A 16,127-nucleotide genomic window follows, 5' to 3' on the forward strand; every position below is an offset into this window, starting at 1 on the left:
CGGGTAGTATGTATGCCGGCTAATTTCCCACGCTCGGGGAATTGCTTTTATGGAAAAGACCACCTTGAAGGGGAACACGATGAACAACGTTCTGAAATTCTCTGCTCTGGCCCTGGCCGCCGTTCTGGCTACCGGTTGCAGCAGCGCCTCCAAAGAAACCGAAGCTCGTCTGACTGCAACTGAAGATGCAGCTGCCCGTGCGCAAGCCCGTGCCGACGAAGCCTATCGCAAAGCCGAAGAAGCGCTGTCGGCCGCTCAGAAAGCCCAGCAGACCGCTGACGAGGCTAACGAGCGCGCTCTGCGTATGCTGGAAAAAGCCAGCCGCAAGTAATAGCCCCCGGGCTATCAAGCCGACCTTCGGGTCGGCTTTTTATTGCCTGTCTTTTGGCAGGGCGATCAGGGCGCCGGCGAAGCGCCAACTGCGGGCTCGCCGATTTCCACCGGCAATCCATCCTCCGCCGCCACGACATCGCGTATGACGTCCCAGTCAAGTCGCGGATCGCGGCCCAGGTCCTCACGCTTCAAGAGGGCATTGACCACCGCGGCATGCTTGTCGACCACCGAGGATGGCTGGCCGTGATCGTCCAGGGGGGTATGCGCCTCCAGGTAGACCTTGCCGCCGCTGATGCCGAACTTGTAGGGCTCGTCGATGATGCGTACCGGCGTTCCCACCGGCGCCATTGCCGCCAGGGCCAGCACGTTTTCGTTGAGCATGCGGAAGCAGCCGTGGCTGACGCGCATGCCGATACCGAATTTCTTGTTCGAACCGTGGATCAGGTAACCCGGGGTGCCGAGGGTGAACTTGAAGGGCCCCAGCGGATTGTCCGGACCCGGGGGCACGATGGTGGGCAAGGGGTCGCCATCGGCGGCATGCTCTTCGCGGATCGATTCCGGCGGATACCAGGCGGGATTGTTGGTCTTGGCGATCACCGAGGTGGTGATGATCGGCGAGCCCCAGCCCTCGCGGCCAATCCCCAGCGGATAGGTGTGCACCACGTTCTGCCCTTTCGGGTAGTAGTACATGCGGTATTCCGGCAGGTTGATCACGATGCCTTCGCGGGGACCCGGCGGCAGGATGTAGCGTGTCGGCAGGACGATATCGGCGCCCTCGCCGGGCAACCAGGGGTCGATGCCCGGGTTGGCGGCGACCATTTCCAGGTAGCCCAGATCGTTGGCCGTGCCGATATCGGCGAAGGTGTCTTCGTATTTCGCCTTGACCACGCGGACCTGACCGACGATGTCCTCGCCTTCGGGCGGCAGAGGCAACTCCAGTGCAGAAGTGGTACCGGCGACACACAGCAGGGCGAGGGAGAAGCAACGGGCGACGACGGGGACGCGCGGAAACATCCGGAAGATCCTTGATGACGGTGGCGGGAAAGACGGCGATTGTACACGTGCGCCATCCCGCCCGGGGAGGCTCAGACGTCGCTCCAGCCCGGACGCTCGCCCCGCCGTTGCGCCTGCAGGCGTGCCAGGCAATTCGTGCACAGCCGCGAATCGGCCAAGGCTTGCCGGTCCAGCGGGCGCCAGCGCGGATTCGCCGGGAGCAGCCCCCCGCAAAGGGTGCGATCGGCGTGCCCGCCCAGCTCAAGTTGCCGCGCCGCAAGGTGCAGGCGCACTTCCCGGCAGGCGAACAGATCCAACTGCTCGTCAGGCTCGATCAACTGATAGCCCTGTAAGGACCAGGCGGGGCGTGGCATGGGAGGCTCCGTGGAAGGCGCGCAACCTTAGCCGAAAGGGCGCGCCCGGAAAAGCCTCGAGCGCGGGTCAGAGCAAGGGTTTCAGGGTAGGCCAGAGATTGTCGAGCAACTTCGCCTGGGCCGTGGCGGCCGGATGGATGCCGTCGGCCTGCATCATGCCGGGAACCCCACCCACGCCGTCGAGAAAAAACGGCACCAGCGCCACGTTCTTGCCGTCCGCCAATGTCTGGTAGACCTGGGCGAAATCCCGAGTGTAGCGCGCGCCATAGTTGGGCGGCAGGCGCATGCCCAGCAACAGGACGCGCGCACCCTGCTTTTGCGCATCGTCGATCATCGACGCAAGATTCTGTTGCAATTGCGCGGGGGGCTGCCCGCGCAGCCCATCGTTGCCGCCCAGTTCCAGGATCACCACCTCGGGCCGATGCTCGCCAAGCAGCGCCGGCAGCCGCGCGAGGCCGCCTGCACTGGTGTCGCCGCTGATAGACGCGTTCACCACCTTGCGCTCCAACCCCTCCTTGCGCAGGCGCTGCTCCAGCAGGGCGACCCAACCCTGGCTGGTATCCAGGCCCAAAGCCGCGCTGATACTATCCCCGACGACCAGTACGGTCCCCGCCACTGCCTGCTGCGCGAGCAACAAGAACGCCACCAGGCAGCCCCGCATCAACCCTTTACGCATCGGATTCTCCATGGGCGCAAGCATTCTCAATGCGCGGAACCTTAGCAAAGTGGTTCCCAGTGCGGAAGGCGAACTGACCATCCTGCACGATCTCACCCTGGAACTGGCGCGCGGCGATAGCCTGGCCATCATCGGCAGCTCCGGCTCGGGCAAATCCACCCTGCTCGGCCTGCTCGCCGGTCTCGACCTGCCCAGCGCCGGCAGCGTCGAGTTGGCCGGCCATGCCCTGGAGCGCCTGGACGAAGACCAGCGCGCCCGGGTGCGCGCCGAGCACGTCGGCTTCGTCTTCCAGTCCTTCCAGCTCCTCGACAGCCTCAACGCCCTGGAAAACGTCATGCTGCCCCTTGAGCTGGAAGGCCGCGACGACGCCCGTGCCCGCGCCACCGACCTGCTCGCCCGGGTCGGCCTCGGCCAGCGCCTGAGCCATTACCCACGCCAGTTGTCCGGTGGCGAGCAGCAGCGGGTGGCGATCGCCCGGGCATTCGCCGCCGAGCCGGCCGTGCTGTTCGCCGACGAGCCCACCGGCAACCTCGACAGCCATACCGGCGAACGCATCAGCGACCTGCTGTTCCAGCTCAACCAGGAACGCGGCACCACACTGGTGCTGGTGACCCACGACACACGCCTGGCCCAGCGTTGCCATCGTTCGATTCGCCTGGAAGGCGGACGCCTGGTGGCCGAAGTGGAGGATCGATGACCGGCTTGCCGTTTTCCCGCCTGGCGACCCTGGCGGTCCGTCAACTGGGGCGCGATGCGCGCGCCGGAGAACTGCGCGTGCTGTTCTTCGCCCTGCTCGTGGCGGTCGCCGCCAGTACCGCCATCGGTTATTTCGGCGCGCGGCTGAACGCCGCGATGGCCTTGCGCGCGACCGAGTTTCTCGGCGCCGATCTGGTGCTCAGCGGGTCGGCGCCGGCAACGACCGAACAGCTGGACAGCGGCGTGCGCCTGGGCTTGAAACAGGCGCGGGCCGTGGAGTTCTCCAGCGTGGTGGCGAGCAACGCCGGTATCCAGTTGAGCAGCGTCAAGGCCGTGGACGGCGCCTACCCGCTGCGCGGTGAATTGAAAAGCGCCGCGCAACCCTACGGCGTGGAAACGTCGGGAGGCGGTCCGCAACCGGGCGAAGCCTGGGTGGAGGGCCGCCTGCTCAGCGCCCTCGATCTGAAGATCGGCGACGGCATAGAGGTGGGCATGAAGACCCTGCGCCTCAGTCGCGTCCTCACCTACGAACCCGACCGCGCGGGCGATTTCTATAGCCTTACCCCGCGTGTCCTGATCAACCTTGCCGACCTGGACGCCACCGGCGTGGTGCAACCCGGCAGCCGGGTACGCTACCGGGAACTCTGGAGCGGTACGCCGGAGGCCCTCAGTGCTTATCGCCAGGCGATCGAACCGGGCCTGGCCGCCAACCAGCGCCTGGAAGACGCCCGCCAGGGCAATCGCCAGATTGGTGGCGCCCTGGGGCGTGCTGAACGCTACCTTAACCTGGCCAGCCTGGCCGCGGTCCTGCTGGCAGGTGTCGCGGTGGCGCTCTCGGCCAACCGTTTCGCGGCGCGCCGCTTCGATGCCAGTGCCCTGCTGCGCTGCCTCGGCCTATCGCGGCGCGAAGCCCTGCAGTTGTATGGACTGCAACTGGCGCTGCTCGGTGGCCTGGCCAGCCTCTGCGGAGCGATAGTCGGCTGGCTGGCCCAGCAGGGCCTGTTCATGATGCTCGGCGACCTGCTGCCGGCGAGCATTCCGGGCGGGGGCTTCTGGCCCGCCGCGGCGGGTATCGCCACCGGTCTGGTGGCCCTGGCGGGTTTCGCCCTGCCGCCGCTGGCCGCCCTCGGCCGCGTGCCGCCGTTACGGGTGCTGCGCCGCGACCTGCTGCCGGTCCCGCCGAGCTCCTGGCTGGTGTACGGCACCGCGCTGCTGGCCCTCGGCCTGATCATGTGGCGCCTGAGCCTCGACCTGCGCCTGACCCTGGCCCTGCTGGGCGGCGGACTGCTCGCCAGCCTGGCGCTCGGCGGGCTGTTGCTCCTCGGCCTGCGCGTGTTGCGTCGCATGCTGTCCCGCGCCAGCCTGCCCTGGCGCCTCGGACTGGGACAATTGCTGCGCTACCCGCTGGCGGCGGCCGGGCAATCTCTGGCGTTCGGCTTGATCCTGCTGGCGATGGCGCTGATCGCGCTGCTGCGTGGCGAGTTGTTGGACACCTGGCAGTCCCAATTGCCGGCTGATGCGCCCAACCAGTTCGCCCTGAACATCCTGCCCGCCGACAAGGATGCCTTCGCCGCTCGCGTGGCCGGTTTGTCGTCGCATCCCGCGCCGCTCTATCCCGTGGTACCCGGCCGGTTAGTGCGGGTGAACGGCGAACCGGTGAAGCGCCGGGTGAGCAAGGACAGCCAGGGCGAACGGGCGATCCAGCGCGACCTCAGCCTGACCTGGGCGGCCGAACTGCCCAGCGAGAACCGCCTGACGGCCGGCACCTGGTGGACGGCCGCTGCACCGGGCGACCTGCCCGGCGTCTCGGTGGAAAGCAAGCTGGCGGAGAACCTCGGCCTGAAACTGGGCGACCGGCTGGGCTTCAGCATTGGCGGATCGGATCGGGAAGTGCGGGTCACCAGCCTGCGGGAAGTGAATTGGGACAACTTCCAGCCGAACTTCTACATGATCTTCGCCCCTGGCACCCTGACGGACCTGCCGGCCACCTACATGACCAGCTTCTATATGCCACCCCAGCACGACCGCGAGCTGATCGAGCTGTCGCGCGCCTTCCCGACGGTCACCCTGCTGCAGGTCGAGGCGATCCTCGCGCAACTGCGCAGCATCCTCGCCCAGGTCACCCTGGCGATCGAGTTCGTCCTGCTGTTCGTGCTGGCGGCAGGTCTGGCGGTGCTGTTCGCCGGCCTGCAGGCAACCCTCGACGAGCGCATCCGGCAAGGCGCCCTGCTACGCGCCCTGGGCGCCGAACGCCGCCTGCTGGTACGTGCACGCCGCACCGAGTTCGCCCTGCTCGGGGCGGCCAGCGGACTGCTCGCAGCGGTAGGGTGCGAACTGGTCAGTGCATTGCTCTACACCTACGCCTTCGATCTGCACTGGAACCTCCATCCGTGGCTGCTGCTGTTGCCACTGCTGGGCGCCGTATTGGTGGCGGGCGCCGGCGTGTTCGGCACCCGCCGGGCGCTGAACGCCAGCCCGCTGACGGTGCTGCGCGAAGCCTGATAGGCTTCGCGCTCCGCTTTCCGCCAGGACCGCCATGAGTCGCTATCGCCCGCCCCGCTCCGCCGGCACGCCGTTGATCACCCCCGAAGGCGAGGCGCGCCTGCGGGCGGAACTGCACGAACTCTGGCACGTGCGCCGACCGCAAGTGACCCAGGCGGTGAGCGAAGCCGCCGCCCTCGGCGATCGCTCGGAAAACGCCGAATACATTTACGGCAAGAAGATGTTGCGCGAGATCGACAGCCGGGTGCGCTTCCTCACCAAGCGACTGGAAAACCTGAAAGTGGTGTGCGAGCGCCCGAGCGATCCGAACAAGGTGTATTTCGGCGCCTGGGTGACTCTGGAAGACGAGGAAGGCGAAGAAACCCGTTATCGCATCGTCGGCCCCGACGAGTTGGATCTGAAACACAACCACATCAGCATCGACTCTCCATTGGCACGCGCCTTGGTCGGCAAGGTACTCGACGCCGAAGTGCGGGTCGCCACACCGAATGGCGAGAAGTGTTGGTACGTCGTGGCAATCGATTACCCCTGAGCCCACCGCTTCAGGATAATGCCATCTCGTGCGCTCAGCGCCGGGTGATCAGCCCCTGGCGCGCGACCCTTACCAGTTCGCTCACGACCTCGTGCAGGTGTTCCGCGTCGGGTGACTGGATCACCGCCAGATCGAAGCTGTCACGGGGGAAACGGCGCAGGGATTCGCCCTCGCGGACGAACTGGATGAGGAAGGTGGAAGGGCCGGACCAGCGCTTCGGCCAGCCGTCCAGGTAACGCAGCAGCGTCGGTTGGTGATCCCCGCCGAGGAGTATGCGTGGATTGCGCAGGATCAGGCCGGTGGTAATCGGGGCCAGGCGTATGAAGGGTTGGGGTGTCATGGATGGCAAGTTTCCGCCTCGTCGAACCCGCTGGGCAGCGGTGGGAGGCGACACCGAACCAGCGCTTTAGCGGTATTTCGGTGCCTCGCAGGAAGCTCCGGGCGCCCCGCAAGTAGCTGTTTAAATCGGCGCATGGCGGGATCCTAGATAAGCCGACGCGATACTGTCAAGGCGCCAGCGTCACGCGGGTGCCCGGCCTGAGAAATAACGAAGGTCTTCACCAGCGCTTTACCCCCTACCTTTCGTTTGGCGATGGCCCCACACCAACGGCTCCACGCCTTGCGCACTGAGTTCGGCGACGATTTCCAGCGGGACGCGGAACGCCACCGGGCTTCCTTCGGCTACGCCTGGGCGTTTCGCCTCGTAACAAAATCCCGGCCGCCTCTTTCGTCTCCACAAGAGTAGGTGTTCGAAACCAGCAGCGCAGAGCCGTTGAATGCAATTGGCATGTTTTCTGCGCTTGCCGCCTTGGAAGCGCGAGGCTGGGATAGCCGCGCCGCCATGCACGGAAAGCCCCTTCATTCTTTTATGAGACTGCCATGAAGAATAGAAAAGCCCTGCTCGCCCTCTTCGTCGGACTAGGCCTGACGGCCGCCGTCCCGACTCAAGCTGCCTGGTCCAAGTCTTCCGGCTATACACAAACCAAATATCCCGTTCTGCTCACCCACGGCATGCTCGGCTTCGACAGCATGCTCGGCGTGGACTACTGGTACGGCATTCCTTCGGCCTTGCGCAAGGATGGCGCCAGCGTCTACGTCACCCAAGTCAGCCAACTGAACACCTCCGAAGCGCGCGGCGAGGAGTTACTGGAACAAGTGGAGGAAATCACCGCGATCACCGGCAAGGGCAAGGTCAACCTGATCGGCCACAGCCACGGAGGCCCGACCATTCGCTATGTGGCCGCGATCCGTCCGGACCTGATCGCCTCCGTCAGCAGCGTCGGCGCGCCCCACAAGGGCTCAGCCACCGCCGACTTCCTGCGCAAGGTGCCTGCCGGCTCGGCCGGAGAAGCCTTGCTGGCGGGCATCGTCAACGGACTGGGTACGCTGATCAACTTCCTCTCCGGCAGCGCCACCACCACGCCGCAGAATGCCCTGGGCTCTCTGGAATCGCTGAACAGCGTGGGGGCGGCGGCGTTCAACGCCAAGTATCCGCAGGGTGTGCCCACCAGCGCCTGCGGCGAAGGCGCCTACCAGGTGAACGGCGTGCGCTACTACTCCTGGGGCGGCACCAGTCCGCTGACCCATGTGCTCGACCCCAGCGACATCCTGCTGGGCGCGACCTCCTTGACCTTCAAGGAAGCCAACGATGGCTTGGTGGGCCGCTGCAGTTCCCACCTGGGCAAGGTTATCCGCGATGACTATCGGATGAACCACTTGGACGAGGTCAACCAGACCTTCGGCCTTACCAGCCTGTTCGAGAGCGATCCGGTCAGCATTTATCGCCAGCACCTGAACCGCCTGAAAAACGAAGGCCTCTAGCCCCGAAGCGCCGGAGCCGATTCGGCTCCGGCGTCCTAGCCGAGCCCTGCCCGTGAAAAAACTATTGATTCTGCTTCCGCTGATGTTCGGCATCAGCCTTGCCGTACTGCTTTACCTGCCCCTCGCCGATGCGCCGAATCCGGCACCCGCCGCCACCTCGGCTACCCCAGCCCCGCGTCCGTCCACGTCGGGCTCGCCTGCTCCCGCCACGGGCGAAACCGTCCAGGCGGCGTCAACCGGCAAGCCACAGGCGCCTCCCCTACCCGCCTCCTTCAGCGGCACCCAGGTGGATGGGCAGTTCCAACTGGACGCGGCGGGCAACCTGCTGATCGGCGAGGAAATCCGGCACATCTTCGATTACTTCCTCAGCGCCATGGGCGAGGAGCCCTTGAAGACCAGCCTCGACCGCTTGCGCGCCCACATCGACCGCCAGTTGCAGTCTCCGGCGCGCGAGCAGGCCCAGGCACTGCTCGGTCAGTACCTCGACTACAAGCGTGAACTGGTGGGCCTGGAGCGCGACCTGCCCCAGCGTCCCGACCTGGATATCCTGCGCCAGCGGGAGGCCGCGGTGCGGGCATTGCGCGCGCGGATTTTCAGCGAGGAAGCGCACCGCGCGTTCTTCGCCGGCGAAGAGGCCTATAACGGCTTCAGCCTCGAACGCCTGGCGATCCTGCACGACGAGCGATTGGACCCGCAGGCGAAGGCGGCCGCCATCGACCGTTTGCGCGAGAGCCTGCCCGAGGAGGCCCAAGCCAGCGTTCTGCCGCAGTTGCACAGCGACTTGCGCCAACGCACCGCCGAGTTGCAGGCCCAGGGCGCGAGCGCGGCGCAGATCCGCGAACTGCGCCAGCAGGCCGTGGGCGCCGAGGCAACCGTGCGCCTGGAAGCCCTGGATCGTCGGCGCAGCGATTGGCAGGCGCGCCTGCAACGCTATCGCGACGACAAGGCCCGCTTGCAGGCTAACCCGGGCCTGAGCGAAAGCGATCGAAACGCCGCCCTCCAGCGTCTGGCGGAAGAAGGCTTCGACGAGCGAGAGCGCCTGCGTTTGTCCGCGGCGGAGGAACTGGCGACCTCGAGAGCGCGCCCACTTTGACGCGAAGGTAACGGACGCGGCGACCCGCGTCCGTGTGCCTGGCGCTACTCAGCGGGACAGGCGACGATCCAGCGACAGCGGGCCTGCGCCCTCGACCAGGAGAGTGGCGGCGATCAACGCCAGGATCATCGCGTATTCGAAGCCGTTTTCGGTAATGAAGAAGCCGTTGGCCCAATGGACGCTGGCGATCGCCACCAACATCGCCACGATCAGGGCAACCGCAGCCGGACGCACCAGCAAGCCGACCAGCAGCGCCAAGCCACCGAAGAACTCGGCGCTGCCCGCCATCAACGCCATCAGGTAACCCGGGCTCAGGCCGATGGATTCCATCCACTGGCCGACCCCGGCCAGGCCATAGCCGCCGAACCAGCCGAACAATTTCTGCGAACCGTGGGCCATGAAGGTCAGCCCGGTGACGATTCGGAGCAGGGCAATGCCGTACCCGGCACGGGTGGCGAACAGCGATTTGAGAGCGATGGACATGGCGAAAAACCTGTGAAAGGGAATGTGTCGCCATTCTATTCAAGAGGGCCGATATTAAAACCGCAAAAAACCCGGCTCTAATATCGACTTATTCAATCATTTGTCACGACTGGCCAATTTCTGCGCGGGTTCCAGACGCTCGCGATCCCGGTCATACGCCAAGTAGTACTTGTTTACGCTGTTCACGTAGCTGACCACACCCATCCCCACCTGCTCGGCGGCGATGCGCTCGACCTGGAAGAACCACTGGTTGGGGTTGAGGCCCCGCCGACGGGCTTCGGCACGCAGGCTCTGCACCCGCTCCGGGCCCATGTTGTAGGCGGCCAGGACGAACGCCATGCGCTCGCGCTCATTGAGCTTGGGGCTGCCGAAGAACATGCGCCGCAGCTTGGCCATGTACTTGGCAGAAGCCTGCACGTTGCTTTCCAGGCTGTGGATGTCGTTGACGCCCACGCTGTTGGCGGCACTGGAGGTGATCTGCATCAGGCCGGTGGCGCCGCTGGCGCCCCGGGCCTTGGGATCGAGGCTGGACTCCTTGAAGGCTACTGCCGCCAGGTTCAACCAGTCCAGCTGGTTCTGCCCGGCGTAACGCTGCAGGACCGGCCGCAATTTTTCCAGGCGCTGGCGATCGGCGCGTTCCAGGGGCGTATGGACTTTGTACAGGCGTCGATAGACCCGTTGGAAGACCACGTCCTGATCCGCCGGCGTGCGATAGCCGTTGAGAAAACGATCGATGCTCGCGTGCAGGATGCCGGCGTCGCGCCGGGTGAACCAGACCATGTCGCCGCGGTTATCGAGAACCAGATGGCGCTCGATGCGCAGCTTCGGCATCACCTTGGCCCAACGTTCGGCGATCGGTTGCTCGGCGGCCGTGACGGAGAAAATGCCGGCCTGGACCATCTCCAGCACGTCTTCCACCGCCAAGCTGGGATCGACCCATTCCACCTTGATCGGCGCCAGCTTGCGCAGGGCCAGGCGCTGGTTCACGTCGCGCACCGCATCGCCGGCGGCGCTGCCCGCGGGCAGGGTCAGGGTGCGTCCGGCGAGCTGTTCGAGCCGCTTGTAGCGTCGCTCGCCCTGGCGACTGACCAGTACCAGCGGAACATCATGGCGAATCGGCGCGCTGGCGCGGATATCGGGGCCGCCGTGCAGGCCGATGAGCTCGCCCGGCGCGACCACGTCGCCCTCGCCCCTCTGGAGCGCGGCGAGCAGTTGATCCTTGGCCTTGGGAATCAGCTTCAGGCTGATCCGGCGTCCCTGGGCGTCACGGTTGAGGTATTGCTCGAAGGCCCGCAGGCGGTGGTATTCGACACCGATGGCCTCGCCGTTGACCTCTCCAGAGCTGTTGCGGCTCTGATTGACCAGCACGCGGAGAACCCCGCTGCGGCGGATCTCGGCCAGGTCACGGGCGTTGCTCGGCTGTTGCCAGGCCTCGGGTGGGCCCACCAGACGGGCGGCCGCCGGAAAGGGCAGCAACGCCAGCACACAGAATATGATCGGTAACGTTCGGGTCATCTGTTCTCCAGGGCCAAAGATGCCGGCGCGGGCCGAAACCCACTCAACAGCACGCCCTAAATAGTCCTTGCCCCATGTATTCCCTGTTGCGTTCGGGGCTCGGAGGGTCTCACAGGAGGTTTCCGATTACCAGTCCCGGGCCAGTAATGACATCAGGATAAGTCCACAAGCTACTGTAAACATTGACTTTATTAAAATCGCCCCGAGCTTTGATATGCTGCCCTGCTACAAGTTCGAGGTAGCACCATGCAACTCATCGACATTGGCGTCAATCTGACCCACCCCAGCTTCGACGGGCAGCGCCAGGCGCTGGTGGAGCGGGCCTTCGCCGCCGGGGTCGAGCAAATGGTGTTGACCGGCACCGACGCCGAGGACAGCGAATTGGCGCTGGAGCTGTGCCGGTCCCTCGACTCCGATGGCGCGCGCCTGTTCAGCACCGCGGGCGTCCACCCCCATGAGGCGCGCCACTGGAACGACGCTGTCGCGGGACGCCTGGATGCCCTGCTGCGCGAGCCCGAAGTGCGCGCGGTAGGTGAATGCGGACTGGATTTCAACCGCGACTTCTCTCCACGGCCCTTGCAGGAAAAGGCCTTGGAAGCCCAACTCGCCATGGCTGTTCGGCTGCGCAAACCGGTTTTCCTGCACGAACGCGATGCGGACGAACGCCTGCTGGCGATCCTCCGCGAATTCCGCGACGGATTACCGGCCGCCGTCGTGCATTGTTTCACCGGCGAGAAACGCGCGTTGTACCGCTACATGGATATCGACCTGCACATCGGTATCACCGGCTGGATCTGCGACGAACGCCGCGGCACCCACCTGCATGCGTTGGTGGGCGAAATCCCGGCGGGCCGCCTGATGCTGGAAACCGACGCGCCCTACCTATTGCCACGCAGTTTGCGGCCGAAACCCAAGAGCGGGCACAACGAACCGGCCTTCCTCGTCGAGGTGCTGCGGGAGGTGGCGCGTCACCGCGGCGAGACGGAGCAGGAACTGGCCCGCCACACCCGCGACTGCGCACGAAGTTTCTTCGGCCTGCCGGTGCCGGCGGCCCTTTGAATAGGGGCCGATATACTGCTTCGTAGCGGTTCGCCTCGACTGAAAGGCTTTCCGTTGATAAAGATCAAACGAGATGGCAGTGTTTCTCATCAGACTGCTGGCACCTTGCCTACAGTCCCTTCTAGCCGAGAGCAAGAACAATCATGGGCGCTTGGATTCGCGATATTTCCCTGAAGTACAAGTTCTGGGCCGTCAACGCCGTGGCCTTCTTCACCACCCTCGCGCTGGTGCTGTACGCCATGCACCTGGAACAGGACGCCCGTGCGGAAGAAACCCGGCGTAACGCGCTGATCCAGGCCAACCTGCTGAAAAGCTGGCCGTCGCCGTCGGCCCTGCCGCAGAGCGGCGACTGGCTGGTGTTCGCCGCCGGAACCTCCCCCCGCGTGGCGGGTACCGACTCCCCCGAACTGGGCAGGACCAGCGGCTGGGTCGACCTGCCCCATGACCGCCTGTTCGGCGAAGACCCGTTGCTCGGCGCCCAGGTCGTGGAGTTGCAGAACGGTCAGCGCCTGGCGGTTCTCGCCCATGGCCAGAGCCTGACCCAGGTATTCGCCGGCCGCGCCCTGCACTATGCGGGCGCGGTCTGCGTGCTGATGCTGGTGCTGCTCGGCGCCTCCGAACTGCTCATCCGCTTCCTGCTTTCCCACCTCAACACCCTCAAGGACGTGATGCTCCACGTGGAGCGCTCGGGCGATCTCGCCGCGCGAGTGCCGCTGGACAGTCGCGACGAAGTGGGCCAGATGGCCAATGCGTTCAACGCCATGCAGATCGGTTATCAACGGGTGGTCGGCACGGTCATGCAGGCCGCCGCGCGCCTGGACGAAGGCGCCGGGCGCCTCGCCGAGAGCATGAAGGAAGTGCGCCAGGGTATGCTCGGCCAGCAGAGCGAGACCGACCAGGCCGCGACCGCCATCGACGAAATGTCCAACACCGTGCACCACATCGCCCAGCACGCGGGCGACACCCGCGACCGCTCGGCGACCGCCGACCGCCTCGCCGGCGCCGGCCAGCAGGTGGTCGGCAAGGTCGAGCAATCCATCGCCAGCCTGTCGAAGGGCGTGCAGCAGACCGCCGAGATGATCGGCCAGTTGGCCGAGCACAGCCGCAAGATCAGCGGCGTGGTCAACGTGATCCACGGCATCGCCGAACAGACCAACCTGCTCGCCCTCAACGCCGCCATCGAAGCGGCACGCGCCGGCGAGATGGGCCGCGGCTTCGCGGTGGTGGCCGACGAGGTACGCAACCTGGCCAAGCGGGTGCAGGACTCCACCGACGAAATCACCCAGATGATCGCCACCCTGCAATCCGGCACCAGCGATGCCGTGGAATTCATGCGCGAGAGTTCGTTGCAGGCGGACGACTGCGTGCAGGAGGCCCACGCCGCCGGCAGCGCGCTGTCGGCGATCACCGAAGCGGTGGCGCAGATGCGCGAAAGCAATACCCAGATCGCCGTGGCCGCCCAGCAACAGAGCCTGGTGGCGGAGGAAATGACCCGCTCGGTAGTGGGTATCCGCGACGTCACCGAACTCACCGTTCGCCAGACACTGGACTCGGCCAACACCAGCAGCGAACTCGCCGCCCTCGCCGCCGAGCTGACCAAGGCGATCCGCCAGCTCAAGCTGTAGCCGCGCAGAACCCGGGGTGGAGGCATCTCTCTCTGGTAGCGATCCCGTTGCCACGAAACGGCCCCACCGTCCCGACGCTTAGCCGATCGCGTCCACCCCAGACGCTCACCCTAGGGTGGATGACCTTCTCCATCCACTACGCCCCTGCCTGTCACGAAGAATCGATCTCCCCGCATATTGGCGCGCCTCCAAGGGTGCTAGGCGTAAGGATGTAGGGTGGATGAGCCGCACCCTCCATCACGGCTGCCTACATCCGCAACGACGAAGCCGAGCCGCCCTGCCCGTGATCCGGCGGACGAAAGGCCCATCTGCCCTGCGAAGTCGGGAATCGATCAGCGCACCCGAGCCGAGCGTCCGCTTCTCTATCCAGGCGATAGCCACGAACGATTTTCGCCCACCTTCGCAACCGCCCTAGACTGCCCGCGTCCTACAGGAGGAATACGACATGACGAATGCCCATGCACACGCGCGAAGAATCCCGCCATTTCACACCGAAGTCATTCGGATGCTGTCCTGGCCTCTGTTCCTGCTCGGAGGCCTGAGCCTGGCGCTGGGCACAGTGCAAGCGGGCTTCGTGCCCTCGGTGGTCGGTGCCCTGGCGCTGTTGGCGGCCCGGGGGCTGCGAATGGGTTCGACACAAGCCGACGCTGCCGTCCAGGGCCTGAATGCCGCCAGGACCTGTTGAGCGAGCGCCCAGGACCCGATCGGCGCCTTTAGCCGAACACCGTCACCGTTTGCCGACTGATCGCCAGCAGCTCGCCACGCGCCGACCACAAGCCGGAGGCGATGTGCCCATAGCCGTCGGCCGCGTGCTCGATGATCGCGCGATACAGGCACCAGTCGGCGGTGCTCAGGGTCGCCACCGGCTGGACGAACTCGATGGTCCAGGTCAGCGAGCTCCCCGGAGCAGGCGAACGCAGATGGGAGAGCAACGCGGGCGGCCAGGCGTCCACCAGCGCCAGCAGGTGGGTTTCGCTGACCGGGCATGCCTCGTGCTCTTCCTTCAGTCGCACCCAGCCGCCCATTTCCCGCGAGCGGTCGTGGCTGAAAGGCATCCCGCCGAGACCCCAGCGCATCGCCAGGTAACGGGTGAACTCCGGGGTCACGCCCTTGATGTAGGGCAGCTCCTGGCAGGCCTCGACCGCCTTCATCGAGGGCGCCGGCTCCGCTTCGACCCGCACCGCGGATTCCCGCGGCGCACCGAAGCTCCCCTGCACCAGGGTCACCACCTGGCCGTTCTGCACTGCGCGGCCGAGCACCTGGCTCACCGCCTTGCCCTCGCGAAGGACTTCAGCCTCGAAGCTCACCGGCACGCCCGGCTCCACCGGACCGACGAAGGTGATCGCCAGCGAGCGCACCGGGCGTCCCTCGGGCACGCGGGACGCCATGGTCTCGTAAACCAGCGCGGCGACCAGGCCGCCGAAACTCGCCCGGCCCTGCGCCCATACGCTGGGCAGGACCATGGATTGCGGGGTCAGGCGCACCGCCTGGATCAGTTCGGAAAAGTTCATGTCGAGGCGCTCTGCGAAAGATCCTTGGATCTTAGGGGAAACGGCGAGCGCACCGGAAGGCGCAACAGGCGCCGCTCCCGCCACATCGGCTGGGAAAAGCGCCGTATCGCGCCAGCGCTCAAGCGAAGGCCCTGCGCAGGGCCTTCACCGATGCGTCGGCGCGCTTTTCCGCCGCGCGCATGCCCCGCTGCCAATCCGCCCGACAGGGCGCCAGATCGGCCTCGCCATCGGCGCGCAGCAGCCATTCATGGCGATCGTGCCAATCGCCCAAGGCAGCCTGGGCGTTCTTCAGAAGGGCTGCCGCGCTGGCGGGCAGATCGGCGATGTCGGGGTAGGTTTCCGCGCCGTAACGCACCCGCTTGATCAACAGGCGCAGGTGATGCCGGTCGAACTGCGGGTCATGCAGCGCATCGAGCAGGCGCAGCTGCTGTTTGCACTGGTGCTTGAGCAGACGCTTGTGCAGCCCGTGCAGGTCGCCCTCCCGTTGCATCAAGCGCCAGAACGACGGCAACGCGTCAAGCGTCACGAACAGGCGTTGCAAGGCCTGGCTGGAGAGCAGCACCGGATAGCCACGCTCCAGGTGGGCCCGCCGGCGCACCGCCGCCTCGTGTTGCCCATGGCGTTCCAGTTCCGCGGTGAGCACTTCCAGATCGCGCAGCGGTCCGCCGAGGCCTCCCACTTCGCGCGCCGCCTCGCACAGGGGCTGCACCATCGGCAGTTTCTTCAAGGGCCGCAGCAGGCTGCGCAGGCGCCGCAGCGACACGCGCAGGTCGTGCAGGCCCTCCTCGTCCGTACGGGCGCGCAACCGGGCGCGACAGCTGCGCAAACGGATTTCCTCGGTGAGGATCCGTGCGATCAGCGAGTCGATCAACTTGGCCATACTTGTCTTCCTTGTATCGATTGTCCGGTGGCGA

At 65.9% G+C, this 16,127-nt stretch carries 17 protein-coding genes; 9 read left to right on the top strand and 8 right to left on the bottom strand.

Annotation, left to right across the window (positions count from 1 at the left end):
• Positions 1-79: 79 nt before the first annotated feature.
• Positions 80-331, top strand: a complete 252-nt coding sequence (oprI, locus tag OGL92_RS08780; protein WP_143488243.1) for an outer membrane lipoprotei OprI — start codon at positions 80-82, stop codon at positions 329-331.
• A 65-nt stretch (positions 332-396) separates the two neighbouring features.
• On the opposite strand, the gene OGL92_RS08785 is transcribed toward oprI, so the two are convergent.
• From OGL92_RS08785 to OGL92_RS08795, 3 genes are all read right to left on the bottom strand, one after another.
• The gene (locus OGL92_RS08785; RefSeq protein ID WP_263142821.1) at positions 397-1,347 is read right to left on the bottom strand and encodes a L,D-transpeptidase family protein; all 951 of its coding nucleotides are present in this window, start codon (positions 1,345-1,347) and stop codon (positions 397-399) included.
• Between the two features lie 71 nt (positions 1,348-1,418).
• Positions 1,419-1,700, bottom strand: a complete 282-nt coding sequence (locus OGL92_RS08790) for a hypothetical protein (RefSeq protein WP_263142822.1) — start codon at positions 1,698-1,700, stop codon at positions 1,419-1,421.
• A gap of 67 nt (positions 1,701-1,767) precedes the next feature.
• Complete coding sequence (locus OGL92_RS08795; protein ID WP_263142827.1) at positions 1,768-2,376, bottom strand: arylesterase; 609 nt, start codon at positions 2,374-2,376, stop codon at positions 1,768-1,770.
• Between the two features lie 10 nt (positions 2,377-2,386).
• Here OGL92_RS08795 and OGL92_RS08800 point away from each other — a divergent pair, with 10 nt between their 5' ends.
• Genes OGL92_RS08800 through greB form a run of 3 tightly spaced genes read left to right on the top strand, consistent with a single transcriptional unit; the run spans position 2,387 to position 6,106 of the window.
• Positions 2,387-3,073: an ABC transporter ATP-binding protein gene (locus OGL92_RS08800; RefSeq protein WP_263142829.1), complete on the top strand. Its 687-nt coding sequence runs from the start codon at positions 2,387-2,389 to the stop codon at positions 3,071-3,073.
• On the top strand, positions 3,070-5,574 hold the full coding sequence (locus OGL92_RS08805) for an FtsX-like permease family protein (protein WP_263142831.1): 2,505 nt from the start codon (positions 3,070-3,072) through the stop codon (positions 5,572-5,574). Before OGL92_RS08800 ends, OGL92_RS08805 begins: the two co-directional genes overlap by 4 nt.
• 34 nt (positions 5,575-5,608) lie before the next feature.
• A complete protein-coding gene (greB, locus tag OGL92_RS08810; RefSeq protein WP_263142832.1) occupies positions 5,609-6,106 on the top strand; it encodes a transcription elongation factor GreB in 498 nt (165 codons plus the stop codon).
• Positions 6,107-6,140: 34 nt separating this feature from the next.
• Here greB and OGL92_RS08815 read toward each other — a convergent pair whose 3' ends face one another.
• Complete coding sequence (locus OGL92_RS08815) at positions 6,141-6,446, bottom strand: class I SAM-dependent methyltransferase (protein ID WP_263142833.1); 306 nt, start codon at positions 6,444-6,446, stop codon at positions 6,141-6,143.
• Between the two features lie 539 nt (positions 6,447-6,985).
• Between OGL92_RS08815 and OGL92_RS08820 the strand changes: the two genes are divergently transcribed.
• Together OGL92_RS08820 and OGL92_RS08825 are read left to right on the top strand one after the other, a co-directional pair.
• The gene (locus OGL92_RS08820; RefSeq protein WP_263142834.1) at positions 6,986-7,927 is read left to right on the top strand and encodes a triacylglycerol lipase; all 942 of its coding nucleotides are present in this window, start codon (positions 6,986-6,988) and stop codon (positions 7,925-7,927) included.
• A gap of 52 nt (positions 7,928-7,979) precedes the next feature.
• Positions 7,980-9,020, top strand: coding sequence for a lipase secretion chaperone (locus OGL92_RS08825; protein ID WP_263142835.1), 1,041 nt, complete (start codon positions 7,980-7,982; stop codon positions 9,018-9,020).
• 48 nt (positions 9,021-9,068) lie between these two features.
• Here the strand turns inward: OGL92_RS08825 and OGL92_RS08830 are convergent, their stop codons facing one another.
• Positions 9,069-9,503: a DoxX family protein gene (locus OGL92_RS08830; RefSeq protein ID WP_263142836.1), complete on the bottom strand. Its 435-nt coding sequence runs from the start codon at positions 9,501-9,503 to the stop codon at positions 9,069-9,071.
• Between the two features lie 96 nt (positions 9,504-9,599).
• Positions 9,600-11,018, bottom strand: coding sequence for a transglycosylase SLT domain-containing protein (locus OGL92_RS08835; RefSeq protein WP_263142839.1), 1,419 nt, complete (start codon positions 11,016-11,018; stop codon positions 9,600-9,602).
• Positions 11,019-11,264: 246 nt separating this feature from the next.
• On the opposite strand from OGL92_RS08835, the gene OGL92_RS08840 reads away from it, so the two are divergent.
• The 3 genes from OGL92_RS08840 to OGL92_RS08850 all read left to right on the top strand — a co-directional run bounded on the left by OGL92_RS08840 (position 11,265) and on the right by OGL92_RS08850 (position 14,387).
• The gene (locus OGL92_RS08840; RefSeq protein ID WP_263142844.1) at positions 11,265-12,077 is read left to right on the top strand and encodes a TatD family hydrolase; all 813 of its coding nucleotides are present in this window, start codon (positions 11,265-11,267) and stop codon (positions 12,075-12,077) included.
• A 143-nt stretch (positions 12,078-12,220) separates the two neighbouring features.
• Positions 12,221-13,702 carry a methyl-accepting chemotaxis protein gene (locus OGL92_RS08845; protein WP_263142845.1) on the top strand — a complete coding sequence of 494 codons (1,482 nt, stop codon included), beginning with the start codon at positions 12,221-12,223 and terminating at the stop codon, positions 13,700-13,702.
• 505 nt (positions 13,703-14,207) lie between these two features.
• Positions 14,208-14,387, top strand: coding sequence for a hypothetical protein (locus OGL92_RS08850; RefSeq protein ID WP_263142846.1), 180 nt, complete (start codon positions 14,208-14,210; stop codon positions 14,385-14,387).
• A gap of 28 nt (positions 14,388-14,415) precedes the next feature.
• Here the strand turns inward: OGL92_RS08850 and OGL92_RS08855 are convergent, their stop codons facing one another.
• Together OGL92_RS08855 and OGL92_RS08860 are read right to left on the bottom strand one after the other, a co-directional pair.
• The gene (locus tag OGL92_RS08855) at positions 14,416-15,213 is read right to left on the bottom strand and encodes a thioesterase family protein (RefSeq protein WP_263142850.1); all 798 of its coding nucleotides are present in this window, start codon (positions 15,211-15,213) and stop codon (positions 14,416-14,418) included.
• Positions 15,214-15,331: 118 nt separating this feature from the next.
• Complete coding sequence (locus OGL92_RS08860; protein WP_263142852.1) at positions 15,332-16,093, bottom strand: CHAD domain-containing protein; 762 nt, start codon at positions 16,091-16,093, stop codon at positions 15,332-15,334.
• Positions 16,094-16,127: the final 34 nt, after the last annotated feature.

Source organism: Pseudomonas sp. RIT-PI-AD (assembly GCF_025642785.1).
Taxonomy (GTDB): domain Bacteria; phylum Pseudomonadota; class Gammaproteobacteria; order Pseudomonadales; family Pseudomonadaceae; genus Pseudomonas_T.